This is a genomic window from Rathayibacter rhapontici (assembly GCF_001995175.1).
Lineage (GTDB): Bacteria > Actinomycetota > Actinomycetes > Actinomycetales > Microbacteriaceae > Rathayibacter.
The window spans coordinates 1-26,543 of sequence record NZ_MUKN01000010.1; the positions used below are offsets into that span (position 1 = coordinate 1).

Here is a 26,543-nt window from a genome sequence, read left to right on the forward strand (position 1 = left end):
GGCACCGGCTCCCGTCCAGCCGGCCCCGGCCCCCGCGCCCGTCGGCCAGCCGCAGACGAGCGCCGTCGAGACCGCGATCTCGTACGCGTCCGCCCAGCTCGGCGAGCGCTACGTGCTCGGCGGCATGGGCCCGGACGCTGGGACTGCTCCGGTCTCACCAAGCAGTCGTACGCCACCGCCGGCCTCTACATCGGCACGCACTCGGCGACGAATCAGTACAACACCATGGCGGGCGCCGGGAAGCTGGTGCCCTACGGCGAGCGTCAGCGCGGCGACCTGATCTTCTGGGGATCGGCGGGCGACTACTACCACGTCGCCATCTACCTCGGGAACGGCCAGATCATCGAGGCACCGAACCCGAACGCACCGGTGCGCATCCACTCCATCTGGGGAGCGCCGACCGGCATGGTCGGCCGTCCGAGCGCTTAGCGCCTCCCCGCGAACGACAGAACCCGCCTCGACCGGGGATCCAGCAGTGCTGGACTCCGGCGGAGGCGGGTTCCGTCGTTCGAGAGGCGACCCGAGGGGTCAGTGACCCTCTTCGGCCAGCTTCTTGATGCCGTCCTGGACGATCTGCTCGGCCTCGGCCGCGTCGCCCCACGCCTCGACCTTGACCCACTTGCCGGGCTCGAGGTCCTTGTAGCGCTCGAAGAAGTGCTTGATCTCGTTCTTCGTCTGCTCCGGGACGTCGCCGATGTCCTGGATGTGCTGCCAGCGCGGGTCCTTCGCGGGGACCACGACCACCTTGGCGTCGGAGCCGGCCTCGTCGCTCATGTTGAGGACGCCCACGGGGCGCACCGAGACGCCCACGCCCGGGAAGACGGGGTACTCGAGCAGCACGAGCGCGTCGACGGGGTCGCCGTCCAGGCCCAGCGTGTTCTCGAAGTAGCCGTAGTCCGTCGGGTAGACGAACGAGGTGAAGAGCACGCGATCCAGGTACACGCGACCGGTCTCGTGGTCGACCTCGTACTTGTTGCGGCTGCCCTTGGGGATCTCTACGACGACGTCGTATGCGGCCATGTTCGCTCCTTGAGTCGGTGGCGCCGCGGGCGGCGCATCGGCGGATCGGATCCGCCTCCCGAGCGCGTGCACACGCCAGCGCTCGCAGGCCGGATCGCTGGCCTAACGTTACTTGATGTGCCCGATCGCCCCCGTCTGACCCCCGCCGTCGCCGACCTGCGCCGAGCCGTCCGCGCAGGCTTCGACGGCCTCGAGCGCGGCTCCCTCGTCCTCGTCGCGCTGAGCGGAGGAGCCGACTCGCTCGCCCTCGCGGCGGCCGTGGCCTTCGAGGCGCCGCGCGCCGGGCTGCGCGCGGGCGTCGTCGTCGTCGACCACGGCCTGCAGGCGGGGTCGGACGGAGTCGCCCGTCGCGCCGCCGAGCAGGCGCACGCTCTCGGTCTCGCGCCCGTCCTCGTCGAGGTGGTCACCGTGCAGGAGGGGGGAGGGCGGCCCCGAGGCGTCGGCCCGCGCCGCGCGGTACCGCGCCCTCGCCGACGCGGTGGAGGCCACCGGGGCGACGGCGGTCCTCCTCGGGCACACGCTCGACGACCAGGCCGAGACGGTCCTCCTGGGCCTCGCCCGCGGAGCCGGAGCCGCGAGCCTGCACGGCATGGCGCCGGTGAGCGGACCGCTGCGGCGGCCCCTGCTCGGCGTCCGCCGGGCGACGACGCGGGCCGCGTGCGAGGACGCCGGCCTGGAGCCGTGGGAGGACCCGCACAACGACGACGTCCGCTACTCCCGGGTGCGCGTGCGCCGCTCGGTGCTGCCCGTGCTCGAGGACGAGCTCGGCCCCGGCGTGGCCGAGGCCCTGGCCCGCACGGCCGAGCAGCTGCGCGAGGACGGCGACGCGCTCGACGCGATGGCGCTCGACTGGGCGCTCGAGCTCGTCGGCCAGAACGACGACGGCCACGTGACGGTCGCGCCCGCGGGCTCGCCGCCGATCCGCCCGCGCTACGGCAGCGCATCATCCGCCTGGTCGTGTCGAACGAGTTCGGAGTCTCGCTCTCGCGCGCGCAGACGCTCGCCGTCGCCGCGCTCGTCACCGACTGGCACGGCCAGAAGGGCGTCGACCTGCCGGGCGTCCTCGCCACCCGCTCGGGCTCCGACCTCGTCTTCGCGCCGGCCCGCCCGCGCTGACCTCCAGCTGCTCGCTCTGCAGGACGCGGGTCTCGATACGCCGCTGCTTGCTGATCGAGCAGCCCGCGCAGCGGGCGTATCGAGATCCACCCTCGGCAGGACGTGGGTCTCGATACACCGCTCGCGCGGCTACTCGACCAGCAGAGCGGGGATCGGCTCGCCGAGCGCGCGCGCAGCCCCCGTAGAGTGATCGGGTGGAAGCAGCCGACATCGCCGACGACATCACCGAGGTCCTCTACACCGAGGCCGAGATCCACGCGCGGATCCGCGATCTGGCCCGCGCGATCGAGCGCGACTACGCCGGGGAGAACCTGCTCATCGTGGGCGTTCTGCGCGGCGCCGTGATGGTCATGGCCGACCTCGCCCGCGAGCTCAAGATCGACATCGTCATGGACTGGATGGCCGTCTCCTCCTACGGCAGCAGCACCAAGTCCTCGGGCGTCGTGCGGATCCTGAAGGACCTCGACACCGACATCACCGACCGCAAGGTGCTGATCGTCGAGGACATCATCGACTCCGGCCTCACCCTCTCGTGGCTGCAGGGCAACCTGCGGAGCCGAGGAGCGGAGTCGGTCGAGATCTGCGCGCTGTTCCGCAAGCCCCGCGCCGCCAAGGTCGAGGTGGACGTGGCGTACGTCGGGTTCGACATCCCGAACGACTTCGTCATCGGCTACGGACTCGACTACGCCGAGCGCTACCGCAACCTCCGCGATGTCGCGATCCTCGCGCCCCACGTCTACGCCTGATCCGACTCCGCCGGCCGAGCGGGCCGACGTCGCGCAGCGCAGCCTCGACCGGCTGTTCCGGGCGCCCCTGATCGGGTACCACGCGAGCTACCCGACCTCGGTCGCCGCCGATGCGCCGTTCCACTACTGGTGGCTCGCGCACGCGATCGACGCCGCGGTCGACGCGTTCGAGCGCACGGGCGACGCCGCCCACCTCGAGCGGGCGCGCCGCGTGCACCGGGCGATCCGGCTCCGCAACGGCGGCCGACTGGTGAACGGCTACTTCGACGACATGATGTGGCTCGGTGGCGCTCTCGCGCACCTGGGAGCGGCGTCGGGCGAGCAGCGCTGGCTGGACCGCGCGGACCGGCTCTGGCGCTTCTCCGCCCGGAAGGGCTGGAACCTCCGCCACGGCGCGAGCCTGGCCTGGCGCCGCAGCCAGCTCGACTACAAGAACGCCCCGGCGAACGGCCCGTTCGCGATCCTCGGCGCGCGGCTCGAGCTGCTGCGTCCCGACGGGCGGGAGGTGCTCGCGCGCGCGGCGTTCGACTGGATGCACGTGCGGCTGCGCGACGACGAGTCCGGCTTCGTCGCCGACGGCATCGGCCGCGAGGGCGGCTCGGTGCGCGACGACTGGGCCTTCAGCTACAACCACGGCGTCTACATCGGCTCGGCGCTCGCCCTGCACCGACTGCAGCCGGATGCACGCCTCGTCGCCCACGCGTCCCGCACGGCCGAGAACCTGCTCGACCGCCTCGCTCCCGACGGCGTCCTCGTCGATCAGGGGACGGGCGACGGCGCCCTGTTCGGAGGGATCGCCTACCGCCACCTCGTCGATCTCGCGCTGACCGAGGGGGTCGCCCCCGCGGCCGCCGAGCGCCTCCGCTCCTTCGTCCTCGGCAGCGTCGATGCGCTCTGGAGGTCCGGGGAGAGGAACGGCGTCCTGCTCGCCGGCCCGCGCTGGGACGCCCCGCCGACCCTGCCCGCCACCCTCTCGGCCCAGTTGGGCGCGGTCCTCGCCACCGAGGCCGCCGCCCGCCTCCTGCGCTGACCGCCGCCACCCGTCGGCTCTCCCGGTCGGTGCTCGTACGATCTGCAGGCATCCCGCCCGGGAATCCGTTTCCCTCCGCGTGCCCTCGCCGTCCTGGGCCGGATCCCCTGCGAATCGCACGCTCGCGCGTCAGGAGCGAGCTCCGGCACGCATGCCCACGGCGAACGCGCGGGGCGCGTTCAGAGTGCGGGAGGTAGCCTGACACTCACATTTCTCCGTCAGAAAGGTGCCGGGTCTCCACCCGCAACATTCATGAACGTCAAGCGCATCTTCCGGGGTCCCATTCTCTACGTCGTCCTCGCGATCGTCGCGGTGTGGATCGGGTCCTCTCTGATCACGATGTCCGGGTTCCGGCAGATCAGCACGCAGGAGGGCCTGCAGCTGCTGCAGGACGGCCGGGTCGAGTCGGCGAAGATCGTCGACGGGGAGCAGCGGGTCGACCTGACGCTCGCGCAGGCCGACGGCGACAACGGCACGCAGGTGCAGTTCTACTACGTTGCTCCGCGCGGCACCGAGGTCATCGACGCCGTGACCGCGGCCGATCCGTCGGACGGCTACGACGACGAGGTCCCGCAGACGAACTGGTTCCTGTCGGCGCTCGGCTTCCTGCTCCCGATCCTCCTGATCGGCGCGTTCTTCTGGCTGATGCTCTCGGGCATGCAGGGCGGCGGCAACCGCGTCATGCAGTTCGGCAAGTCGAAGGCGAAGCTCGTCTCGAAGGAGTCGCCGAAGGTCACGTTCCAGGACGTCGCCGGTGCCGACGAGGCGATCGAGGAGCTGCACGAGATCAAGGAGTTCCTCAAGGAGCCCGCGAAGTTCCAGGCCGTCGGTGCCCGGATCCCCAAGGGCGTGCTGCTCTACGGCCCTCCCGGAACCGGCAAGACCCTGCTCGCCCGCGCCGTCGCGGGAGAGGCGGGAGTGCCGTTCTACTCCATCTCGGGCTCGGACTTCGTCGAGATGTTCGTGGGCGTCGGCGCGAGCCGCGTGCGCGACCTGTTCCAGCAGGCGAAGGAGAACTCGCCGGCCATCATCTTCGTCGACGAGATCGACGCCGTCGGCCGCCACCGCGGGGCCGGCATGGGCGGCGGGCACGACGAGCGCGAGCAGACGCTGAACCAGCTCCTCGTCGAGATGGACGGCTTCGACGTCAAGACGAACGTCATCCTGATCGCGGCGACGAACCGCCCCGACATCCTCGACCCGGCGCTGCTGCGCCCGGGCCGCTTCGACCGCCAGATCGGCGTCGACGCTCCCGACCTGCTCGGCCGCAAGCGCATCCTCGAGGTGCACGGGCGCGGCAAGCCGCTCGCCGAGGGCGTCGACCTCGAGGTCGTCGCGCGGAAGACCCCGGGCTTCACCGGCGCGACCTCGCGAACGTCCTCAACGAGGCCGCGCTGCTCACGGCCCGCTCCAACGCGCAGCTGATCGACAACCGCGCGCTCGACGAGGCGATCGACCGCGTCATCGCCGGCCCGCAGCGCCGCACGCGCGTCATGCGCGACAAGGAGAAGCTGATCACGGCGTACCACGAGGGCGGGCACGCTCTCGCCGCCGCCGCGATGCGCCACACCGACCCCGTCACCAAGGTGACGATCCTGCCGCGCGGCCGCGCCCTCGGCTACACGATGGTGCTGCCGCTCGAGGACAAGTACTCGACCACCCGCAACGAGCTCCTCGACCAGCTCACCTATGCCATGGGCGGCCGCGTCGCCGAGGAGATCGTCTTCCACGACCCCACCACGGGCGCGTCGAACGACATCGAGAAGGCGACCGCCATCGCCCGCAAGATGGTCACCGAGTACGGCATGTCCTCGAACGTCGGAGCCGTCAAGCTCGGCCAGTCCTCGGGCGAGATGTTCCTCGGCCGCGACATGGGCCACCAGCGCGACTACTCCGAGCAGATCGCCGAGCGGGTGGACGCCGAGACGCGGCAGCTCATCGAGCAGGCGCACGACGAGGCCTGGCAGGTCATCAACGCCAACCGCGACATCCTCGACCGGCTCGCCGCCGACCTCCTCGAGAAGGAGACGCTCGACCACGACCAGCTGGCCGACATCTTCAAGGACGTCCGCCGCATCGACGAGCGCCCGCAGTGGCTCTCGAGCGACAAGCGCCCGCTGTCCGACCTCCCGCCCATCGCGATCCCGGCCGCCAAGGCTCCGATCGACGCCGGCGCGACCGACGGAGGAGTCGTCTCCGAGAGCACGGAGCAGACCGCGCCGCAGCGTCCGCCGCTGATCAACCCGCGTCCCGCGACGGCCTAGGCTCCCGTGGCCGTCGACAGGGCGCGCATCGAGGCCGCCGTCGTCGAGCTCCTCGCGGCGATCGGAGACGATCCCGGCCGCGAGGGGCTCGCCTCCACGCCGCGGCGCTTCGCCGACGCGTACGAGGAGTTCTTCGGCGAGAGCGGTCTCGACCCCGCCTCGCACCTCGACGAGACCTTCGCGGTCGTCGAGGGCGAGGCGACCGCGCACCCGGACGGGCAGACCGTGATCGTCCGCGATCTCGCGTTCCGCTCCGTCTGCGAGCACCACCTCCTGCCGTTCGTCGGCGTCGCGCACATCGCCTACCGCGCGGGGGAGCGGGTCGTCGGCCTCGGCCGCCTGCCGCGCGTCGTCGAGACCGTCGCCTCCCGGCTCCAGCTGCAGGAGCGGCTGACCGAGCAGATCGCGGACGTGATCGAGACGGGCCTCGCACCCGAGGGCGTCGTCGTCGTGGTCGACGCCGAGCACGGCTGCGTGCGGATGCGCGGACCGCGCCAGACCCGCAGCTCGACCGTCACGGTCGCCGCCCGCGGCTCCCTCGCCGAGCCCGCCGCCCGCGCCGAGATCATCGCGCTGATCGGCGCCGCCCGGGGGGAGTGACGTGCCCCCCTCCGCCGCCGACCTCGCCCCGACCGGGCGCGCCGCCCTGCTCGGGATCCTCAACGTCACCCCTGACTCCTTCAGCGACGGCGGCCGCTGGTTCTCGGTCGACGACGCCGTGCGGCACGGCATCGGCATGACGCGCTCGAGCGGCGAGGGGCCGGCCGCGTTCGGCGCCGACCTGATCGACGTCGGCGGGGAGTCCACCCGGCCCGGCGCCGCGCGCGTCGACGCCGACGCCGAGCAGGCCCGCGTGCTCCCCGTGGTGCGTGCTCTGGCCACGGAGGGCGTGCAGGTCAGCATCGACACCATGAGCGCGGCGACCGCCGAGGCGGCCCTGGACGCGGGCGCCCTGGTCGTCAACGACGTCTCGGGCGGTCTCGCCGACCCCGCCATGCTGCCGCTCGTCGCCGAGCGCGGCGCCGTCTACATCGCCATGCACTGGCGCGGCCACAGCGCCGACATGAACGCGCTCGCCTCCTACGCCGACGTCGTGGGCGAGGTGCGGGGCGAGCTCGAGCGCCGGATCGACGCGGCGCGCGAGGCGGGCATCCGCGACGACCGCCTGATCCTGGATCCGGGACTCGGCTTCGCGAAGAACGGCGGCCACGACTGGGCCCTCCTCGCGCACCTCGACTCGATCGTGTCGCTCGGATTCCCGGTGCTCGTCGGGCACTCGCGCAAGCGCTTCCTCGCTCCGTTCGCCGCCGAGGCCGCCGCCGCCGAGCGCGACGACGTCACCGCCATGCTCAGCCTCCTCGCCGCCGACCGCGGCGCCTGGGGTGTCCGGGTGCACGACGTCCGCTCGAGCGCCCGCGCTCTGGCGCTCTCCGCCCGCCTGCACGAGGAGCTCCCGTGACCGAGTCCGAACCGCCCGCCGTCGACCCCGCCGTTCTCGCCCTGCGCGACTCGATCACCCTGACCGGGCTGCGCGTGCGCGCGCACCACGGCGTCTTCGACTTCGAGCGCGAGAACGGCCAGGACTTCGTGATCGACGCGACCGTCTGGCTCGACGTCGCACCGGCCGCCGGAGCCGACGCCCTCGCCGAGACGGTCCACTACGGCGAGCTCGCGATCGCTCTGGCCGACGCGGTGACCCGCGACCCGGTCGACCTCATCGAGACGGTCGCCGAGCGCCTCGCCGCCGTCGCGCTCGGCTTCGCGGCGGCGACGTGGTGCGCATCACGGTGCACAAGCCCGACGCGCCCATCCCGCTGCCGTTCGACGACGTCGCCGTGCAGATCACCCGGGCCCGCTCGTGAGGCCGCGGCAGGAGCGGATCCTCCCGGAGCGCCGGGTCGTGCTCGCCCTCGGCAGCAATCTCGGCGACCGCCTCGGCCACCTCGAGGACGCGGTCCGCGCGCTCGCGATTACTCCCGGCCTGCGGGTGCACGCCGTCTCGAAGGTCGTCGAGACCCCCGCGTGGAAGCTCGACGGCGTCGACCACGACGCGCCCGGCTACCTCAACGCGGTGGTCACCGGATCCACGACGCTCGATCCCGAGGACCTCCTCGCGGCGACGTCCGCGATCGAGCGGGCCGGCGGCCGCCTCCGGGTCGAGGGCGAGGAGCGCTGGGGCGACCGCACGCTCGACATCGACCTGATCGCGGTCGGAGCCGTCGTGCGCGACGACCCGCACCTCACCCTCCCGCACCCCCGCGCCGCCGAGCGCGCGTTCGTCCTCGAGCCGTGGCTCGACGTCGAGCCCGACGCGGCTCTGCCGGGGCACGGCCCCGTGGCGCAGCTGCGGGCCCGGGCGAGCGACCCGGTGCATCCGTGGCCCGGAGCGATAGCGTGGAGGGGCGCCCGCGCCGCGAGCGCACCGACGAGCACCGCCCCCGGAACACCCGACCCCGAGAGCAGCACTCCGTGACGCGCACCCGCCTCAGCACCCTGCTCGGCCTCGCCCTCGCGGGCGCCGTGGCGGGGTTCCTCCTCGACCTGGCGATCGCCTCCTCCGGCCGCCCCGTCCTGCTCCCGCCGCTGACGGTGCCGCTGACCCTGGTGGTCGTCGCGGCCGTGGTGCTCGCCTTCGCGATCCCGATCCACCGGGCCACCACGGGGACGCTGCGCCGACGGATCGATCCGTTCCGCGCGATGCGCGTCGTGGTGCTCGCGAAGGCCTCGAGCCTGGTCGGAGCGCTGCTGCTGGGAGCCTCGGGCGGGATCCTGGTCTACCTGCTGAGCCGTTCGGTGCCTTCGCTAGGCTCCGTGTGGCAGGACGTCGCCACGATCGCGGGATCGATCGTCCTGCTGGTGGCCGGACTGGTCGCCGAGCACCTCTGCACCATCCCGCCGAGCGATGACGACGACGACACCGTCGTCGGCGAGGCGAACCGCGCCTGACGCCGGCGGCCCGAGGGTCGCCGACAGGAGTACGTGAGCATGACGGACCAGCCCCAGCCGCAGTCCCGCCGCGAGGCGCGACTCGAGGAGGAGGCGCGCCGCGAGCGAGCGGAGCCGCTCCCGCACGACGAGCCGCCCGCGTCGCAGGCCCCGCAGAGCCCGCCCGGAACCCGCCTCGAGCTGACCGGGGACTGGCGCCGCGTCTCGCCCCGCTACATCGCCGTCGAGATCGTGTCGGCCGTCGTCTCGAGCGTGGTGCTGCTCGCCGTGCCCGTCGTGCTGTGGCTCGTCGGAGTCGGCTGGGCCTGGATCGCGCTCCTCGCCGCCGCCGCGCTCGCGCTGACCCTCCTGATCGTCGCGCCGCGCCGCGCCCGGTCCTACGGCTACCTGCTCCGCCAGGACGACCTGCTCTTCCGCCGCGGCATCATGTTCCAGCGCTTCGTGTCCGTGCCCTACGGCCGGATGCAGCTCATCGACGTCAACCGCGGCCCGCTCGCCCGGGCGCTGGGCCTCGCCGACCTGCGCTTCGTGACCGCCGCCGCGGCGACCGGGGTGAGCATCCCCGGCCTGGCCGAGGCCGACGCGGAGGAGCTGCGCGACAGCCTCGTCGCGCTCGCCGAGTCGCGCCGGGCAGGGCTGTGAGCGGCGCTGCCGAGGCGCCGGTCCGCGGCATCGAGACCGACCTCGCCGACGGCGAGTGGCACCGCCTCCACCCGGCGACGCCCGTCCTCAAGGGCGGCATCGGCCTGATCGTCGTGCTGGGCATCCTGATCACGAACCTCCGCGAGCGCTTCGTCGAGCTGTTCCTGCCCGGCCCCGGCGGCTACGAGAGCGGCGATCCCGTCGACCAGCTCGTGGAGCGGGGGCTGATCGGCTGGGCGCTGCTCGTGGTGGCCGTCGGGCTCGGCGTCGCGGTCTTCGCCTTCTGGCTGTCGTGGCGGATGCACACCTTCCGCATCACCGAGGAGGTCGTGGAGGTGCGCTCGGGCGTGCTGTTCCGCACGAACCGCCGGGCGCGCCTGGACCGCATCCAGGGCATCGCGGTGCAGCGCCCCCTCGTCGCGCGGATCTTCGGCGCCGCGAAGCTCGAGGTCGGCGTCGCGGGCCAGGACGCCAACGTGCAGCTCTCGTATCTCGGCTCCCGGCTGGTGGACGCGCTCCGCCGCGACATCCTGCGGCTCGCCTCCGGCGTCCGCGAGCACGAGACGGTCGTGCCGGGGGAGGCGCCGGCCGGCGGCTTCCTCGCGCGCCGGCTGGAGGAGTTCGGCGGCACGGACGACGACGGCACGCCCCCGGAGTCGATCGTGTCGATCCCGCCGGGCCGACTGCTGGGCTCGCTCGTCTTCAGCGGCTTCACCCTGTTCCTGGCGGCGTCGATCGTGGCGGTGGTGCTCGTCGCGGTGCACGGCTCGCCCTACGTGCTGATCGCGATCCTGCCGGGCCTCCTCGGCTCCGGCAGCTACTACGTGCGCCAGTTCGTCCGCTCGCTGCGCTACTCGATCGCGGCCACCCCCGACGGCGTCCGCGTCGGCTACGGCGTCTTCTCGACCAGCAGCGACACCCTCCCGCCCGGCCGCGTCCACGCGGTCGAGATCACGCAGCCGCTGCTCTGGCGGCCCTTCGGCTGGTGGCAGGTGAAGATCGACCGCGCCGGCCACGCCGCCTCGCAGGGCGCGAACGGGCAGCCGAACACCACGATCCTGCCGGTCGGCGATCTGCGCGACGTCGAGAAGGTGCTCGGGCTGCTGCTGCCGGGCGCCGCGGAGGGTGCAGAGGCCACTCCGGTCGGCGACGCCCTGCGGCACCGCGACGCCGCCGGCTTCACCCGGGCGCCCCGGGCCGCGGCCTGGCTCCGCCCGTTCTCGTGGCGCCGCACCGGCTACCGGCTCACCGACGACGTGGTGATCCTGCGCAGCGGAGCCGTCTGGCGGCGCGTCGCCGTCGTGCCGCTCGCGCGCATGCAGAGCATCGGCGTCCAGCAGGGACCGCTCCAGCGCCTGCTGGGGCTCGCGTCGGCCCGCGTGCACACGGTCGCCGGCCCCGTCACTCCGATGGTGCCCGTGATGGGCGCGGCCGACGGGATCGCGTTCTTCGACGCTCTGGCGCACGCCGGAGTGCGCGCGGCCGATCGCGACGCGAGCCACCTGTGGGGGAGGCGCGCGTCCGCCGCGACCGCCCCGTCCGCCCCGTCCGCCGCGACCGCCCCGTCGTGGCCCGCCCCCGAAGGAGACCCGTATGCCTGAGCCCCGCCGCGACGGACGCCTCGGCGTCGGGATCATCGGAGCCGGCCGCGTGGGCCCCGTGCTCGGTGCCGCCCTCGCCGGCGCCGGCCACGCGATCGTCGGAGTCGCCACCACGAGCGAGGCCGGCCGCGAGCGCGCCGACGCTCTGCTCCCGGGAGCGCCGATCCTCGCGATCCCCGAGCTCGTCGAGCGCAGCGAGCTCGTCGTGCTCGCGGTCCCGGGCGACGAGCTCGGCGCGCTGACCGCCGGACTCGCCGCCGCCGGGGTCTGGCAGCCGGGCCAGCTCGTCCTGCACACCGCCCCCGAGCACGGGGTCGGGATCCTCGCCCCCGCGCTCGCGGCCGGAATCATCCCGCTTGCCGTGCACCCCGCGATGGCGTTCAGCGGCACCAGCCTCGACCTCGCGCGCCTCGTCGAGACCTACTTCGCCGTCACGGCACCGGGTCCCGTCCTCCCGATCGCGCAGGCGCTCGTCGTCGAGATGGGCGGCGAGCCGGTGACCGTCGCCGAGACGGACCGCGCCGCCTACGCGGAGGCCGTCTCGACCGCCACCACGTTCTCGAGCGCCATCGTCGACCAGGCCGCCGGCCTGCTGGCGGGCATCGGCGTCGAGAAGCCGGGCTTCTTCCTCTCGAGCCTCGTCCGCTCCTCCGTCGACGACGCCCTCCGCCGCGCCGCCGGCTGACCGCCCCGCCCGCCTCAGCGATGGTGGATCTCGAGACGCCCGCTGCGCGGGCTGATCGATCAGCAGGAGGAGGCGGGGTGCCGAGAGCTCGCTGGTCGAGTAGCCCCGCAGGGGCGTATCGAGACCCCCGTCCTCCGAGCGTGATGTCCGGGCGCCGGTGGACCTTGAGACGCCCGCTGCGCGGGCTGCTCGATCAGCAGGGGGAGGGGCGCGCCGCCGGTAGCATCGTCGGGTGATCAGCACCATCGAACGCATCGACGCCCTCCGCGAGCGGGTGGCGGAGGCGCGTCGCGCCGGATCCCGCGTCGCCCTCGTCCCCACGATGGGCGCCCTGCACGACGGCCATCTCGCCCTCGTCGACGCCGCACGCGCGAGCGCCGACCTCGTCGTCGTGTCGGTGTTCGTGAACCCGCTGCAGTTCGGCCCCACCGAGGACCTCGACCGCTACCCGCGCGACCTCGCCGCCGACACGGCGCTGCTGGAGGCCGAGGGCGTCGACGTCGTCTTCGCGCCGTCGGTCGCGGAGATGTACCCGGACGGACCCACGTCGACCCGCGTCGTCGCCGGACACGTCGGCACCCTCTACGAGGGGCGCTCCCGCCCGGGCCACTTCGACGGCATGCTCACCGTCGTCGCGAAGCTGCTCCACATCGTGCAGCCCGACGTGGCGTTCTTCGGGCAGAAGGACGCGCAGCAGCTGTTCCTCGTGCGCCGCATGGTGCGCGACCTCGACGTGCCCGTCGCGATCGAGGCCGTCGAGACGGTCCGCGAGGAGGACGGCCTCGCCCTCTCGAGCCGGAACCGCTACCTCGACCCCCGTGAGCGCCGCGCCGCGCGCACCGTCCCGCACGTGCTCGAGGCCGCCGCCTCCGCGGCCGACGGCGGGATCGACGCCGTGATCGCGGCCGCCCAGTCGGCGGCGATGGGCGAGGCGCTGGTTAAGCTGGACTACCTCGTCGTCGTGAACCCGGCGACGCTCCTCCCGGTCGACGACGACCATCGCGGCCCGGCCCTCGTGCTCGTCGCCGCGATCGTCGGATCCACCCGGCTCCTCGACAACGGCCCGATCCTGCTCGCCTGATCGCGCCCCTCCGCCCCCGACCGAAAGCACCTGCGCCCCGACATGGCCGACACCCCCGACGCCCCCGTGCCCCCGACCGAGCTCTCCGCCGAGGAGGCGTCCGAGCAGAAGGCCGTGCGCCTCGCCAAGCGCGAGCGGCTGATCGAGCGCGCGGGCGAGGACCTCGGCGGCGGCGCCTACCCGGTGGCGGTCGGAGTGACCGACACCATCGCCGCGGTCCGCGCGCGGCACGAGGGCATCGAGCCCGATGTGCGCACGGGCGAGCGGGTCGGCCTCGCCGGCCGCGTGGTCTTCCAGCGCAACACCGGCAAGCTCTGCTTCGCGACGCTGCAGTCCGGCGACGGCTCGCGCATCCAGGCCATGGTCTCGCTCGGCGACGTGGGCGAGGAGTCGCTGGCCCTGTGGAAGGAGCTCGTCGACCTCGGCGACCACCTGTTCGTCGAGGGCGAGGTGCTCTCGAGCAAGCGCGGCGAGCTGAGCGTCTGGGTGTCGAGCTGGACCATCGCCGCGAAGGCGATCCTCCCGCTGCCGAACCTGCACAACGAGCTCGGCGACGAGACCCGCATGCGCCAGCGCTACCTCGACCTGATCGTGCGTCCGCAGGCCCGCGAGACGGTCGTCACCCGCGCGGCGGTCAACGCGTCCCTCCGCAGCACCTTCTCCTCGCACGGCTTCCTCGAGGTCGAGACGCCGATGCTGCAGGTCATGCACGGCGGAGCGTCGGCCCGCCCGTTCGCGACGCACTCGAACGCGTTCGACACCGAGCTCTACCTCCGCATCGCCCCCGAGCTGTACCTCAAGCGCGCCGTCGTCGGAGGCATCGACCGGGTCTTCGAGATCAACCGCAACTTCCGCAACGAGGGCGCCGACTCGACCCACTCGCCCGAGTTCGCGATGCTCGAGGCGTACCAGGCCTACGGCGACTACACCTCGATCGCCGACCTCACGCAGGAGCTGATCCAGAACGCGGCGCTCGCCGTCGCCGGATCTCACGTGGTCACCTGGGCCGACGGCACCGAGTTCGATCTCGGCGGCGAGTGGGACCGCATCTCGATGTACGAGAGCCTCTCGCAGGCCGCCGGCATCGCGATCACCCCGGAGACTCCGCTCGTCGAGCTCGAGACGCTCGCCGAGCGCGAGGGCGTCGAGGTGCACGTGCCCACGCACGGCAAGTACGTCGAGGAGCTGTGGGAGCACTTCGTCAAGGGCGGGCTCACCCGCCCCACCTTCGTGCTCGACTTCCCCGTCGACACCTCGCCGCTCGTGCGCGCGCACCGCAGCATCCCCGGCGTCGTCGAGAAGTGGGACCTCTACGTCCGCGGCTTCGAGCTCGCGACCGGGTACTCCGAGCTCATCGACCCCGTCGTGCAGCGGGAGCGCTTCGTCGAGCAGGCGCGCCAGGCGGCCGCGGGCGACGACGAGGCCATGCGCCTGGACGAGGACTTCCTGCGCGCCCTCGAGCACGGCATGCCGCCGACGGGTGGCATGGGCATGGGCATCGACCGGCTCCTGATGGCCATCACCGGCCTCGGGATCCGCGAGACGATCCTGTTCCCGCTCGTCAAGTAGCCTGGACGGACGGCGGGTCCGCCCCCGCCGAGCACGACGGCGGCCCTCGCGGCCGGACGGGGGAGACGTGGTCCGGGCATCCAGCATCGTCGCGATCGCGGTCGCCGGCGTGCTCACGATCGCGCAGTTCGGAGTGGGCACGGTGGTCGCGGCGTCCGTCCTCGCCGATTCCCGCGACCTCGGAGCGGCCGTCGCGGACCGGCAGGCGGCCGAGGCGTTCGCGCCCGACGCCACCGTCGCCGGATTCGCGGAGCGCACCGCCATGTCCACGCGCGGGCGCGCCCTCTACTACGCCTCGCACCCGTCGGTCGAGCCGACCACGGGCTTCAACGAGCTCTGCGGCTACGGCGCCTCCGACGAGATCGTGCTCGGCTGCTACACCGGCCGGGACATCTACATCTCGGACGTCGACAACCCCGATCTCGACGGCATCCGCGACGTCACCGCGGCGCACGAGATGCTGCACGCGGCCTGGGACCGGCTGGACGACGCCGAGCGGAGCGACCTGGGCGCGCAGCTCGAGGCCGCGTACGAGACGCTGCCCGAGGGCGGCACGGTCGCCGAGCGCCTCGAGCTCTACCGCACCGGCGGACTGGGCGAGCGCGTCAACGAGCTCCACTCCATCCTGGGCACCGAGGCGGTCGACCTGCCGCCGGCCCTCGAGGCGCACTACGCGCAGTACTTCACCGACCGCTCGGTGGTCGTCGGACTGAACGCGCGCTACGAGGCGGTCTTCACCGACCTCGAGAACCGCATCACCGACCTCGTCGCCCGGATCGAGGCCTCCTACGTCGACCTAACGGCGAGGGTCGAGGCGAACAACGCCGAGTACGACGCGTTGAACGCCGAGATCGACGCCTTCAACTCGCGCGCCGACAGCGGCGACTTCGCCTCGCAGTCCGCGTTCGACGCCGCCCGCGCCGATCTGCTGGCCCGCGGAGAGGGTATCGACGCCCGGCGCGACGTGATCGACGCGGACATCGCGGCGTACGACGCGCTCCGCAGCGAGCTCGAGGGTCTGAACGCCGATGCGGCCGCCCTCAACAAGTCCGTCGAGAGCGGCTGACACTCGCGTCACGGACATCCCCAGGCCCGGTCCGGCGCGCCCGGGTAGGATCGCCGCATGGACTGGGAGATCTGGAATCAGGGGCTGTGGGCTCTTCTGCCGACCGTCAGCATCGGCCTCCTCTTCTGGTTCATCATGCGCGCGATGATCCGCTCCGACCGCAACGAGCGCCGCGCCTACGACCGCATCGAGGCCAAGGAGCGCGCCCGCCGCGGCCTGCCTCCGCGCGACGCCTCCTGACCGACCCGTCCTGACCGACCCCGGATCGGGGAGCGGCGCGCAGACCGCACCGCCGCCGACCCCCTGCACGCGAACGGCGAGGAGACGCGGTGCCGCAACCGGACTGGTCGCTCGTCCTCGCGATCGGCGCGATCGTCGTGGAGCTCGTCGTGCGCGTCGTCGCCGTCATCGTGGTGCCGCGCAACCGCCGCCCCACCACCGGCCTCGCCTGGCTGATGGCGATCTTCCTGATCCCCTACGTCGGCATCCTGCTGTTCCTCTTCATCGGCAGCTACCGCCTGCCGCGCAAGCGCCGGCGCAAGCAGGAGGAGATCAACCGGTTCATCCTCGAGTCCACGGAGGGCATCGACCGGGTCGCCCGCAACCACCCGTGGCCGCAGTGGCTCGAGTCGGTCGTGACCCTCAACCGCAATCTCGGCGCCATGCCCCTGGTCGGCGGCAACGACGCCCGGCTGCAGGGCGACTACGAGCAGACGATCCGCGCGATGGCGGCCGAGATCGACCGGGCGCGCCGCTACGTGCACTGCGAGTTCTACATCCTCGCCGCCGACGCGACCACCGAGCCGTTCTTCGACGCGCTCGACCGGGCGGTCGCCCGGGGCGTGCGGGTGAGGATCCTGCTCGACCACATCGCGTCGATCCGCGTGCCGGGCTACGCGGCGGGCACCTACCGCCGGCTGCGCCGTCTGCGGCAGGCCGGCGCGCACTGGTCCTACATGCTGCCCGTGCGCCCGTGGCGCGGGCAGTACCAGCGCCCCGACCTCCGCAACCACCGCAAGCTCCTGATCGTCGACGGCAACGCGGCCTTCATGGGCTCGCAGAACGTGGTCGACTCCAGCTACAACAAGCGCGGCAACATCCGCCGCGGCCTGCACTGGCACGACCTGATGGTGCGGCTCGAGGGGCCGGTCGTGCAGGGCCTGAACGCCATCTTCATCACCGACTGGTACAGCGAGACCGACGAGCTGCTGCTGCGCGAGTCCGAGCCGATGGAGGCGCTGCAGCAGCGCGACACCATCGACTGCCAGGTCGTGCCGAGCGGGCCGGGATTCGACGGAGAGAACAACCTGCGGCTGTTCCTCACCCTGCTCTACTCGGCGCAGAAGTCGATCATCATCACGAGCCCGTACTTCGTGCCGGACGAGGCGATGCTCTACGCCATCACGACGGCCACGCGCCGGGGGATCCACGTCGAGCTGTTCGTCTCCGAGATCGGCGACCAGGCGGTCGTCTACCACGCGCAGCGCTCGTACTACGAGACGCTGCTGACAGCCGGCGTGCGGATCTGGATGTACCGGGCTCCGACCATCCTGCACGCGAAGCACTTCACGATCGACGACGACGTCGCCGTGATCGGCTCCAGCAACATGGACATGCGCTCGTTCACGCTGAACCTCGAGGTGTCGCTGATGGTGCGCGGAGCCGAGTTCGTGGAGGACCTGCGCCAGGTCCAGCAGGACTACCGCGAGCACTCGCGCGAGCTGACGCTGCGGGAGTGGCGCCGGCAGCCGCTGCGCTCGACGATCCTCGACAACCTCGCGAGGCTCACCTCCGCTCTGCAGTGACACGCGTGCCCCCTTTCTGGGCGGAGACGAGCAAGTCTCACTTCTCCTAGGCTCCGAGAGACGGCGCCTCCGCGGCGGCCGTGCTCACGATCGGAGTCGCCACCGTGGTCCCACGCCCCGTCCTGCAGAACCCCGCCAGCATCCCGGTCGGAGCGGGCGCCCGCACCGTCCGCCTGCGCGGCACCGACGGCGTCGCCGCGCTGCGCCGATCGGCCGACGTCGACGTCCACCTGCCGCTCGCCTTCCGGATGGATCTCGCCCTCGCCGGCGTCGACGGCGTGCGGGCGCTGCACGTCGTCAGCGGCCCGCTCGTGGTCCGCTGGCCGAGCGACCGCGTGGTCGAGCCCTCGACGGTCCTGCTCCTGCCGATGGAGGGGGAGCTCGTCGTGGAGTCCTCGGCCGGCACGATCACGGTGTCGGAGGGGGTACTCGCGCTGTCGTCCGACGTGCCGGTCGTCGTGTCGGCGCGCCGGCCGGTCCGGCTGCTCGTCCTGCGTCTCGCCGTGCCGGCCGCCGAGCGCTCCAGGAGGCCGGAGCCGCCGCGGTACGTCCCGGCGTCGCCGCTCACGGACGCCGCCCGCTCGGTGCTGCGGGTGTTCCTCGCCGACCTCGACATCGGGCACGGGGTGCAGGCCGAGTACCTGAAGGACGCGGTGCAGCGCCTCGGCCGGATCCTCGACTCCGAGCGGGCCGACCCGTCGCCCGAGCGGATGGGGATCCACGACATGGTCGAGGCGGCCGAGCGGGTCGTGCGGGCCGACCACGCCGATCCGGGCCTCGATCCCGGCACCGTCGCCCGCCGCTGCCGGGTGAGCCTGCGCACGCTGCAGCGGGCGATCGCCGACGAGCGCGGCACGACGCTGCGGGAGCTCATCTCGACGGTGCGCACCGAGAACGCGCTCCGGATCGTCGGCGGTCCGGAGGGAGCCGACCTGCCTCTCAGCGACATCGCGCGGCGCGCGGGGTTCTCGTCGCCCGAGCGGCTGCGCCGCGCGATCGCCACCCAGACGGGGCTCTCGCCCAGCGAGTACCGGCGGCGCCTGCGCGAGGAGGAGCGCGCCGTCGGCTGAGCCGCAGCACTCTTGCCGCTCGGCCGCGCGGGCGCAAGGCCCTGTCCGCCGAGAGGCCCTCGGCGTAGCGTCGGACACTCCTCCGCACCGCTGCACCCGGCCGCTCGTCGCGCCGGGTCCGAGAAGGGACCGACATGACGGCATCCGGAACCACGCGCATCCTCATCCTCGGCGGCGGGTACGTCGGCCTCTACACGGCGTGGGGGCTCGAGAAGCGCCGGGGACTCGCTCCGATCGACGTCACGGTCGTCGAGCCCAACCCCTACATGACCTACCAGCCGCTGCTGCCTGAGGTCGCCGGCGGGCACGTGCAGCCCCGGCACGTGACCGTCCCGCTGATCTCGGCCCTCAAGCGCACGCGTGTGATCCGCGGAGCGATCACCGGAGTGAGCCTCGAGGAGCGCAGCGCCACGGTCGCCGCGCTCGACGGCTCGACGCGCACCCTCGCCTTCGACCAGGTGGTCTTCGCCCTGGGCGCCGTCACGCGCACCTTCCCGACCCCCGGGCTCGCCGAGCACGGCATCGGCTTCAAGACCCTCGAGGAGGCTGCGCACCTGCGCGACCGCGTCATCGAGAACATCGCGCGGGCGGCGCTCACGACCGATCCGGCGGAGCGCCGGCGACTGCTCACCTTCGTCTTCGTCGGCGGGGGCTACACGGGCGTCGAGGCGCTGAGCGAGCTGCTCGACCTCAGCCGTCGCACGCTCGCCGCGCAGCCCTCGCTCTCGATGGGGGACGTGACCTGGCACCTCGTCGAGGCGCTCGACCGGGTCGCGCCCGAGGTCGGCCCCGAGCTCTCGAAGTGGACGCTCGAGCACCTGCGCGCCCGCGGCGTGCACGTGCACCTGAAGACCACGATGCCCTCCTGCGAGGACGGCGTCGTCGAGCTCTCGAGCGGCGAGCGGATCCCGTCGGCGACCATCGTCTGGACGGCCGGGGTGAAGCCCAACCCGGTCCTCGACGCCACGGACGCGCCCCGGGGCCCGCGCGGGCACGTGATGGCGGATGCGCGGCTGCGCGTGATCCGCGGGGACGGCACCCCGGTGCCCGGCGCGTGGGCGGCCGGCGACGGTGCGCAGATCCCGGACCTCACCTCCGAGAAGCAGCCGGCGTACTACCCGCCGAACGCGCAGAACGCGGTCCGCCAGGCCAAGCTGCTCGCGGCGAACATCATCGCCGACCTCACCGGCGGCACCGTCGAGGAGTACCGGCACGTCTCCGTCGGCACCGTCGCGGAGTACGGCATCGGCAAGGGCGCGGGCGTGATCAAGGGCGTCAAGCTGCGCGGCCCGCTCGCCTGGCTCGCCCACCGGGCCTACCACGGAGCGGCGATGCCGACCCTGGACCGCAAGTGGCGCGTGATCTCGGGCTGGCTGGTCGACGCGATCGGCTCGCGCGACCTCTCGCCGATGAGTGCGACGCAGGATCCGCGCCGGGCCTTCCGCGAGTCGGCGGAGGCGACCGACCGGGCGGCGGCCGAGAAGGCGGCGCAGAAGGAAGCCGAGAGCGGCGGCCACGAGAGCGGCGAGCAGCAGAGCGGCGCCGACAAGGCGAGTGCCGCGACGGAGTCCTGAGCGACCCGGCGCGCCTCGATCAGACCCGGCGGCGCGGCTTCAGCCGCACCGTCGGGAGGGTCGGCGCCGGGAGGGCGCGGCCGTCGTAGCCGGTGACGGTGCCGAACGGGCCCGCGGGGTCCCCTCCGCCGATCACGTCGGCCTGCCAGCGCTCACGCGCGGCCTCGATGTCGTCGTGGCGTCGGCCGACGAAGTTCCACCACATCACGAGGTCCTCCTCGAAGGGCTCGCCGCCGATCAGGACGACGCGTCCGCCCGCGTCGCCGACCGACAGGCGCAGGGCCTGCGGGCCGGGCGCGACGTAGGCCAGATCGGACCGCGCGACCTCGACCCCCTCGATGACGACCGGGCCGGAGTCGACCAGCACGCCGTGCTCCCAGCCCGTGTCGACCGGCAGGTCGATCGACGCCCCCGGCTCGAGGTCGATCTGCGCGGCGAGGAGCGGAGTGAAGGTGCTCGCGGGCACCGAGGCGCCCAGCATCCCTCCGACGAACACGCGGACCACCGCGCCCGGCAGATCGACGCGGACGCCGCGGTGGTGCTCGAAGAACGGGGCGATGCCCCTGGCGCTCTCGGGCAGGGCGACCCACAGCTGCATGCCGTGCAGCACGGGAGCGCCGCCCGTCGAGACCTCGGAGTGCGAGATGCCGCTGCCCGCGGTCATCAGGTTGAGCTCGCCCGGCCGCACGAGCTGGTGGCTCCCGACGCTGTCGCGGTGGTCGATCTCGCCCTCGAACAGCCAGCTGACGGTCTGGAGCCCGGTGTGCGGGTGCGGAGGCACGTCCATCCCGGCCTCCTCGCCCAGCGTCACCGGCCCGTAGTGGTCGGCGAAGCACCAGGCGCCGATGGTCGACCGCGAGCGCTGCGGAAGAGTGCGCCGCACCTCGATGGCGCGCGGGCCCCCGAGGGGCACGAGGCGCGCCTCCAGGACCTCGACGCCGGGAGAGCCGACCGCCGCGCCGCGGGCGGAGGGCACCGGGTGCTCGTCCGGGTGCTTCTCCAGGTTGCTCATGCGGGAAGTGTATGCCTGCGCATGGAGCTGCGGAGGAGCGCCGGGGATCCGCTGAGGAGCATCAGGGGACGCTGCAGGCGGGCTCCGCCGGCACGGAGGACAGCGGCTCGGCGGGAACGGTGACCGCGGGTGCCTGCACCGGCGCCCCCGCCTCCGGTACCTCGATCACCGTCGCGTCGACTCCACCGCCGCCGGCGATGGTGGCGGCCACGGTGCGATGGACGAGTGCCGTGTCGGGCTGCTCGGGCAGCGTGAGGGGGAGGCCGAGCTCCACGCGCACGAACGGGTGCTCCCGGGCGCTGACGGCGAGGCGGGCGAGTGCGGGGAGGGACGCGGCGGGCAGGCTCGTGGAGACGTTCTCACCGCCCGCGCGGGCGAGGGCGTCGAAGCGGGTCAGGACCGTGAGCGGGTCGGCCTGGCGGAACAGGGCGGCCTGCAGACAGCCCTGCCGCTCGGAGCGGTCCGCGTCCGAGGTGTTCACGCGCGAGCGGGCGAACCAGAGCGCCTCACTGCCGTCGAGGTGCTGGAGCCCGACCGGGAGGGGCGGCCCGTACTCCACGGGGCGGCCGCTGCCGTCGTCGGGCACGCCCGCCTGCAGGACGGGCCGGTTCACGACGACCGAGACTCCGCCGAGGGCGTCGACGAGATCGACGAATCCCCTCATTCGGATCGAGACGGTCGCCGAGACCGGCAGACCCGTGAAGCCCTCGACCGCGTCGCGCATCGCATCCGCACCCGGGTCCTCACTGCCGGGGTAGAGCTCCGGATGCTCGATCCCGTACTGGTAGGTGTGATTGATGCCGCAGCCGGCGAGGCAGCGGGTGCCCTCCGGCAGGGCGCGGGCGAGGGCCGAGCCGGCGGGGTACAGGAAGTTCGCGGCGGTGCGCGGGATCCCGAACAGCACGCTCCGGCCGGTCACCGCGTCGACGCTGACCAGGGTCAGGGAGTCGGGCAGCAGCACCTGGTCGCGCAGCGGATCCTCGTCGATCCCCATCACCAGGACGTTGTACCGGCCGTCGACGGGCTCGGCCCCTGCGCCGGAGGCGGAGATCGCGGTCAGGAGGCGGTGCTGCGCCGAGACGGTCGAGACCCACCAGGTCGTCGCTCCGAGGGGCATCAGGACGGCGAGCGCGGTGACGAGAGCGAGGGCGGTCGCCGGAGCACGGCCGCGGCGGGCGAGCACGGCGGCGGCGACCGGACCGGACGCCCAGATCAGCCCGACGAGCAGGCCGCCGACGCCGAGCAGCCGAAGTGCGCGGGTGTCGGTCGCGAGGCACACGAGGCGCGGGGATCGCGCAGCACGACCAGGGCCGCCGCGGCGATCGCCACGACCGTCGCGAGGCCGACGGCCGCGCGGACGGCGGCCGCGCGCGGTCGACCGAGCAGCCGATGGCCCAGCCCGGGCACGACGGAGGCGAGCACCGCCAGGAGTGCTCGCCTCGTGCTGATCGGAGCGGACGGGCCGGAGTGCTCGCGCAGCTCGGGTCCGACCGCTCCGTCGTCGTGCGTCAGACGCTCGCGCTGCGGCGTCGGGCGACCAGGAGGCCTCCGGCGCCGGCGGCGAGCAGCAGGCCGGCCAGCAGTGCTCCCGTGCCCGCCTCGGCGCCCGTCTCGGCGAGGTGCGCGCCGGGCTTCGAGCCGGGCTTCGAGCCGGTGTGCGCGACGGGTGCCGCGGCGACGGGCGTGGTGGCGGGCGCTGCGGTCGGAGTCGTCTCGGGAGCCGCGGCGGCGCCTCCGTCGAGGGTCGCGGTGGTGAGGATCCGGCCGTAGCCGTCCATCAGGGCCACCGTGCGGGGGTCGGCCGTGTACTCGGCGCCGATCGTGGTCGTGACGGAGCCGCCCGCGATCGTCGAGGCGCCGATCGTGGCCCGCTCGGAGTAGACGATCGTGGTGGTCTGCTGGCCGTCGAGATCACCCGGCGTCGCCCAGTCGAGGTCCGAGAAGGTGAGATCGAACGGCACGCCGACGGTGTAGCTCTCGGGCGCGACCGAGGCGAGCGTGAACGGGACGATGTACGGCTCGAAGCTGCTGAAGGCCGGGGCGACGACGGACGGGACCGCTCCGTCGACGACAGCGGTGCCCGCCTCCGGATCCACGTCGTACTCGATCTCGCCGCCGCGGTAGACGGAGGCGGTCGCGTCGGGCTCGGGCAGCTCGAGACCGGTGTGCGGGGCGCTCGGGCTGAAGAAGTACAGGTTGACGGGACCGGCGAAGTTGACGACCCGTGCGGATCCCTCGGCGTCGAGAGAGGCCTTCCGGATCGTCCAGACGCCCCCGTTCTCGTAGCCCGCGATGGAGCGGGGCGTCTGCGCCTGGACGAAGACGTCGTACCCGGCGTAGTCGGGTCCTGCGTCGACGGTGATGCCGCCCCCGTTGTACTCGAAGATCTCCTCGCCCTCGACGCCGGCGACAGAAGTGGCGGCTGCAGCGGGCGATGCCGCCGCGAGGACGAGGCCGACGGCGAGGAGCGCGCTGCCGAGCAGCGGACGGGTGGTGCGGTTCATGCGGACGATTCCCCCGGAGATGCGGCGCCTCCCCCGCGGAGGCGCGTCGCCATCCTGGCGCCGTCGAGCGTCCCGTGCATCCTCCGTCGGACGGATGATGCGCATCCGGGACATCGCGTCCCGGAGCCCGCATCGCCGGGCCTCCCCGATCGGCTGCACGCCCAGGGCGAACAGGGGGTCCGACCCGGGGGAGCGCTGGTTACAGTCGTCCTATCGGAGCCCACCCCTGCGGGTTCCGTAGGGAGTGACAGCATGTTCGAGAGATTCACCGATCGCGCACGGCGCGTCGTCGTCCTGGCCCAGGAAGAGGCCAAGATGCTCAATCACAACTACATCGGCACCGAGCACATCCTGCTCGGGCTGATCCACGAGGGCGAGGGAGTGGCCGCCAAGGCGCTCGAGTCCCTCGGCATCTCGCTCGACGCAGTGCGCGAGCAGGTCCAGGACATCATCGGCCAGGGGCAGCAGCAGCCGACGGGCCACATCCCGTTCACGCCGCGCGCCAAGAAGGTGCTCGAGCTCTCGCTCCGCGAGGCTCTGCAGCTCGGCCACAACTACATCGGCACCGAGCACATCCTGCTCGGGCTCATCCGCGAGGGCGAGGGCGTCGCCGCACAGGTGCTCGTCAAGCTCGGCGCCGACCTCAACCGCGTGCGCCAGCAGGTCATCCAGCTCCTGTCCGGCTACCAGGGCAAGGAGCAGGTCGCGGTCGGAGGAGAGCAGCAGCAGCCCCAGGGCGGCTCGCAGATCCTCGACCAGTTCGGGCGCAACCTCACGCAGGCCGCGCGCGACAACAAGCTCGACCCGGTCATCGGGCGCGAGAAGGAGATCGAGCGCGTGATGCAGATCCTCTCGCGCCGCTCCAAGAACAACCCGGTCCTGATCGGCGAGCCCGGCGTCGGCAAGACCGCCGTCGTCGAGGGCCTCGCCCAGGCGATCGTGCGCGGCGACGTGCCCGAGACGCTCAAGGACAAGCAGCTCTACACGCTCGACCTCGGCTCGCTCATCGCCGGCTCCCGCTACCGCGGGGACTTCGAGGAGCGCCTGAAGAAGGTGACGAAGGAGATCCGCACCCGCGGCGACATCATCACCTTCATCGACGAGATCCACACCCTCGTCGGCGCAGGGGCCGCGGAGGGCGCGATCGACGCCGCCTCGATCCTCAAGCCGCTGCTCGCCCGCGGCGAGCTGCAGACGATCGGCGCGACCACGCTCGACGAGTACCGCAAGCACTTCGAGAAGGACGCCGCGCTCGAGCGCCGCTTCCAGCCGATCCAGGTGGCGGAGCCGTCGCTGCCTCACACGATCAACATCCTCAAGGGCCTGCGCGACCGCTACGAGGCGCACCACAAGGTGTCCATCACCGACGGTGCGATCGTCTCGGCCGCGAACCTCGCCGACCGCTACATCAGCGACCGCTTCCTCCCGGACAAGGCCATCGACCTGATCGACGAGGCCGGCGCACGCCTGCGCCTCTCGATCCTGTCGGCCCCGCCGGAGCTGCGCGACTTCGACGACCGCATCGCCGTCGTCCGCGCCGCGAAGGAGGCCGCGATCGAGGACCAGGACTTCGAGAAGGCCGCGTCGCTCCGCGACGAGGAGAAGCAGCTGCTCGGTGAGCGCCTGCGCCTGGAGAAGAAGTGGAAGTCGGGCGACGTCAAGGCGACCGGTGTCGTCGACGAGGGCCTGATCGCCGAGGTCCTCGCCCAGGCGACCGGCATCCCGGTGTTCAAGCTGACCGAGGAGGAGTCCTCGCGGCTCGTCTTCATGGAGAAGGCGCTGCACCAGCGCGTCATCGGCCAGGAGGAGGCCATCGCGGCCCTCTCGCGCACCATCCGCCGCACCCGCGCGGGTCTGAAGGACCCCAAGCGCCCCTCCGGATCGTTCATCTTCGCCGGCCCCACGGGCGTCGGCAAGACGGAGCTCGCGAAGGCCCTCGCCGAGTTCCTGTTCGACGACGAGGACGCGATGATCTCGCTCGACATGTCGGAGTACGGCGAGAAGCACACCGTCTCGCGGCTCTTCGGCGCCCCTCCCGGGTTCGTCGGCTTCGAGGAGGGCGGCCAGCTCACCGAGAAGGTCCGCCGCAAGCCCTTCAGCGTGGTCCTGTTCGACGAGATCGAGAAGGCGCACCCCGACATCTTCAACTCGCTCCTCCAGATCCTGGAGGAGGGACGCCTGACCGACGGTCAGGGCCGGGTGGTCGACTTCAAGAACACCGTCATCATCATGACCACCAACCTCGGCGCGCGCGACATCGCGGGCGGCCCGGTCGGCTTCCAGATCGAGGGCGACAACGCCACCGGCTACGACCGCATGAAGGGCAAGGTCAACGAGGAGCTCAAGAAGCACTTCAAGCCCGAGTTCCTCAACCGCGTGGACGACGTCATCGTCTTCCCGCAGCTGTCCAAGCCCGAGCTGCTCCAGATCGTGGACCTGTTCATCAAGCGCCTGGGCGACCGCCTGCTCGACCGCGACATGACCGTCGAGCTGACGCAGCCGGCGAAGGAGCGCCTCATCGAGGTCGGGTTCGACCCGGCCCTCGGTGCCCGCCCCCTCCGCCGTGCGATCCAGCGCGAGATCGAGGACCAGCTGTCCGAGCAGATCCTGCACGGCCAGCTCGGCTCCGGAGACCACATCCACGTGGACTTCGCCGAGGGGAAGTTCGTCTTCACGACGACTCCGCGCCTCATCTCGATCAGCGCCGGTGCGACGACCGGGGCGGCGACCGCCGGCCCGGCGACGCCCGACCTGATGGCGTAGCACCGCATCACGACGACGAGCCCGTGCCCCTCTCCGGAGGGGGCGGGCT

Annotated in this window: 22 protein-coding genes and 3 pseudogenes; 21 read left to right on the top strand and 4 right to left on the bottom strand. The window is 72.7% G+C overall.

The annotated features are described in order from the left end of the window. Window positions 1-429: C40 family peptidase (locus B0T42_RS19410; RefSeq protein WP_139344417.1), on the top strand; the 429-nt coding region annotated here is incomplete at its 5' end. Window positions 430-528: 99 nt separating this feature from the next. On the opposite strand, the gene ppa is transcribed toward B0T42_RS19410, so the two are convergent. Further along, window positions 529-1,020, bottom strand: coding sequence for an inorganic diphosphatase (gene ppa, locus B0T42_RS04695; protein WP_056868278.1), 492 nt, complete (start codon window positions 1,018-1,020; stop codon window positions 529-531). Between the two features lie 117 nt (window positions 1,021-1,137). Between ppa and tilS the strand changes: the two are divergent. The 19 genes and pseudogenes from tilS to B0T42_RS04790 all read left to right on the top strand — a co-directional run bounded on the left by tilS (window position 1,138) and on the right by B0T42_RS04790 (window position 20,215). Beyond that, window positions 1,138-2,136 (top strand): annotated as a pseudogene (tilS, locus tag B0T42_RS04700) (tRNA lysidine(34) synthetase TilS). 194 nt (window positions 2,137-2,330) lie between these two features. Beyond that, entirely contained in the window at window positions 2,331-2,882 is a 552-nt protein-coding gene (gene hpt / locus B0T42_RS04705) for a hypoxanthine phosphoribosyltransferase (protein ID WP_056868276.1), read from the top strand. Further along, on the top strand, window positions 2,848-3,912 hold the full coding sequence (locus tag B0T42_RS04710; protein ID WP_077222139.1) for a glycoside hydrolase family 76 protein: 1,065 nt from the start codon (window positions 2,848-2,850) through the stop codon (window positions 3,910-3,912). The genes hpt and B0T42_RS04710 overlap by 35 nt, the downstream gene beginning before the upstream one ends. Before the next feature lie 252 nt (window positions 3,913-4,164). Then, window positions 4,165-6,176, top strand: a pseudogene (ftsH, locus tag B0T42_RS04715) (ATP-dependent zinc metalloprotease FtsH). A gap of 6 nt (window positions 6,177-6,182) precedes the next feature. Continuing rightward, window positions 6,183-6,776: a GTP cyclohydrolase I gene (gene folE, locus B0T42_RS04720; RefSeq protein WP_077222140.1), complete on the top strand. Its 594-nt coding sequence runs from the start codon at window positions 6,183-6,185 to the stop codon at window positions 6,774-6,776. Between the two features lies 1 nt (window position 6,777). After that, on the top strand, window positions 6,778-7,635 hold the full coding sequence (folP, locus tag B0T42_RS04725; protein WP_077222141.1) for a dihydropteroate synthase: 858 nt from the start codon (window positions 6,778-6,780) through the stop codon (window positions 7,633-7,635). Window positions 7,636-7,709: 74 nt separating this feature from the next. Beyond that, window positions 7,710-7,916: pseudogene (gene folB, locus B0T42_RS22225) on the top strand (dihydroneopterin aldolase); the annotation flags it as partial. 118 nt (window positions 7,917-8,034) lie between these two features. Continuing rightward, entirely contained in the window at window positions 8,035-8,649 is a 615-nt protein-coding gene (folK, locus tag B0T42_RS04735; protein WP_077222142.1) for a 2-amino-4-hydroxy-6-hydroxymethyldihydropteridine diphosphokinase, read from the top strand. Further along, entirely contained in the window at window positions 8,646-9,122 is a 477-nt protein-coding gene (locus tag B0T42_RS04740) for a DUF3180 domain-containing protein (protein WP_077222199.1), read from the top strand. The genes folK and B0T42_RS04740 overlap by 4 nt, the downstream gene beginning before the upstream one ends. Before the next feature lie 39 nt (window positions 9,123-9,161). Then, complete coding sequence (locus B0T42_RS04745; RefSeq protein ID WP_077222143.1) at window positions 9,162-9,764, top strand: PH domain-containing protein; 603 nt, start codon at window positions 9,162-9,164, stop codon at window positions 9,762-9,764. Further along, window positions 9,761-11,365, top strand: coding sequence for a PH domain-containing protein (locus tag B0T42_RS04750; protein ID WP_077222144.1), 1,605 nt, complete (start codon window positions 9,761-9,763; stop codon window positions 11,363-11,365). Before B0T42_RS04745 ends, B0T42_RS04750 begins: the two co-directional genes overlap by 4 nt. Next, the gene (locus tag B0T42_RS04755; RefSeq protein ID WP_077222145.1) at window positions 11,358-12,050 is read left to right on the top strand and encodes a DUF2520 domain-containing protein; all 693 of its coding nucleotides are present in this window, start codon (window positions 11,358-11,360) and stop codon (window positions 12,048-12,050) included. Before B0T42_RS04750 ends, B0T42_RS04755 begins: the two co-directional genes overlap by 8 nt. A 232-nt stretch (window positions 12,051-12,282) precedes the next feature. Beyond that, on the top strand, window positions 12,283-13,131 hold the full coding sequence (panC, locus tag B0T42_RS04760; RefSeq protein WP_077222146.1) for a pantoate--beta-alanine ligase: 849 nt from the start codon (window positions 12,283-12,285) through the stop codon (window positions 13,129-13,131). Between the two features lie 42 nt (window positions 13,132-13,173). Continuing rightward, on the top strand, window positions 13,174-14,700 hold the full coding sequence (lysS, locus tag B0T42_RS04765) for a lysine--tRNA ligase (RefSeq protein WP_077222147.1): 1,527 nt from the start codon (window positions 13,174-13,176) through the stop codon (window positions 14,698-14,700). A gap of 67 nt (window positions 14,701-14,767) precedes the next feature. Beyond that, window positions 14,768-15,766 (top strand): hypothetical protein, encoded by a 999-nt coding sequence (locus B0T42_RS04770; protein ID WP_077222148.1) that lies wholly within the window; start codon window positions 14,768-14,770, stop codon window positions 15,764-15,766. A gap of 57 nt (window positions 15,767-15,823) precedes the next feature. Beyond that, on the top strand, window positions 15,824-16,006 hold the full coding sequence (locus B0T42_RS04775) for a hypothetical protein (RefSeq protein WP_077222149.1): 183 nt from the start codon (window positions 15,824-15,826) through the stop codon (window positions 16,004-16,006). Window positions 16,007-16,095: 89 nt separating this feature from the next. Further along, complete coding sequence (gene cls / locus B0T42_RS04780) at window positions 16,096-17,571, top strand: cardiolipin synthase (protein WP_077222150.1); 1,476 nt, start codon at window positions 16,096-16,098, stop codon at window positions 17,569-17,571. Between the two features lie 104 nt (window positions 17,572-17,675). After that, window positions 17,676-18,641, top strand: coding sequence for a helix-turn-helix domain-containing protein (locus B0T42_RS04785; RefSeq protein WP_158078037.1), 966 nt, complete (start codon window positions 17,676-17,678; stop codon window positions 18,639-18,641). Between the two features lie 134 nt (window positions 18,642-18,775). Continuing rightward, on the top strand, window positions 18,776-20,215 hold the full coding sequence (locus B0T42_RS04790) for an NAD(P)/FAD-dependent oxidoreductase (RefSeq protein WP_077222152.1): 1,440 nt from the start codon (window positions 18,776-18,778) through the stop codon (window positions 20,213-20,215). A 19-nt stretch (window positions 20,216-20,234) separates the two neighbouring features. On the opposite strand, the gene B0T42_RS04795 is transcribed toward B0T42_RS04790, so the two are convergent. The 3 genes from B0T42_RS04795 to B0T42_RS04810 all read right to left on the bottom strand — a co-directional run bounded on the left by B0T42_RS04795 (window position 20,235) and on the right by B0T42_RS04810 (window position 23,731). Continuing rightward, window positions 20,235-21,227, bottom strand: coding sequence for a pirin family protein (locus tag B0T42_RS04795; protein WP_077222153.1), 993 nt, complete (start codon window positions 21,225-21,227; stop codon window positions 20,235-20,237). A 61-nt stretch (window positions 21,228-21,288) separates the two neighbouring features. Further along, complete coding sequence (locus tag B0T42_RS04800; protein ID WP_077222154.1) at window positions 21,289-22,506, bottom strand: LCP family protein; 1,218 nt, start codon at window positions 22,504-22,506, stop codon at window positions 21,289-21,291. 229 nt (window positions 22,507-22,735) lie between these two features. After that, window positions 22,736-23,731, bottom strand: coding sequence for an LPXTG cell wall anchor domain-containing protein (locus B0T42_RS04810; protein WP_158078038.1), 996 nt, complete (start codon window positions 23,729-23,731; stop codon window positions 22,736-22,738). A gap of 252 nt (window positions 23,732-23,983) precedes the next feature. On the opposite strand from B0T42_RS04810, the gene B0T42_RS04815 reads away from it, so the two are divergent. After that, window positions 23,984-26,494: an ATP-dependent Clp protease ATP-binding subunit gene (locus tag B0T42_RS04815; RefSeq protein WP_077222157.1), complete on the top strand. Its 2,511-nt coding sequence runs from the start codon at window positions 23,984-23,986 to the stop codon at window positions 26,492-26,494. The last annotated feature ends 49 nt before the right edge of the window (window positions 26,495-26,543 follow it).

Coding starts and splice junctions, on each gene's coding strand:
- B0T42_RS04745 (WP_077222143.1), top strand. CDS start 9,162: ATGACGGACCAGCCCCAGCCGCAGTCCCGCCGCGAGGCGCGACTCGAG.
- lysS (WP_077222147.1), top strand. CDS start 13,174: ATGGCCGACACCCCCGACGCCCCCGTGCCCCCGACCGAGCTCTCCGCC.
- B0T42_RS04795 (WP_077222153.1), bottom strand. CDS start 21,227: ATGAGCAACCTGGAGAAGCACCCGGACGAGCACCCGGTGCCCTCCGCC.
- B0T42_RS04710 (WP_077222139.1), top strand. CDS start 2,848: ATGTCGCGATCCTCGCGCCCCACGTCTACGCCTGATCCGACTCCGCCG.
- ppa (WP_056868278.1), bottom strand. CDS start 1,020: ATGGCCGCATACGACGTCGTCGTAGAGATCCCCAAGGGCAGCCGCAAC.
- B0T42_RS04810 (WP_158078038.1), bottom strand. CDS start 23,731: ATGAACCGCACCACCCGTCCGCTGCTCGGCAGCGCGCTCCTCGCCGTC.
- B0T42_RS04755 (WP_077222145.1), top strand. CDS start 11,358: ATGCCTGAGCCCCGCCGCGACGGACGCCTCGGCGTCGGGATCATCGGA.
- B0T42_RS04815 (WP_077222157.1), top strand. CDS start 23,984: ATGTTCGAGAGATTCACCGATCGCGCACGGCGCGTCGTCGTCCTGGCC.
- B0T42_RS04790 (WP_077222152.1), top strand. CDS start 18,776: ATGACGGCATCCGGAACCACGCGCATCCTCATCCTCGGCGGCGGGTAC.
- B0T42_RS04775 (WP_077222149.1), top strand. CDS start 15,824: ATGGACTGGGAGATCTGGAATCAGGGGCTGTGGGCTCTTCTGCCGACC.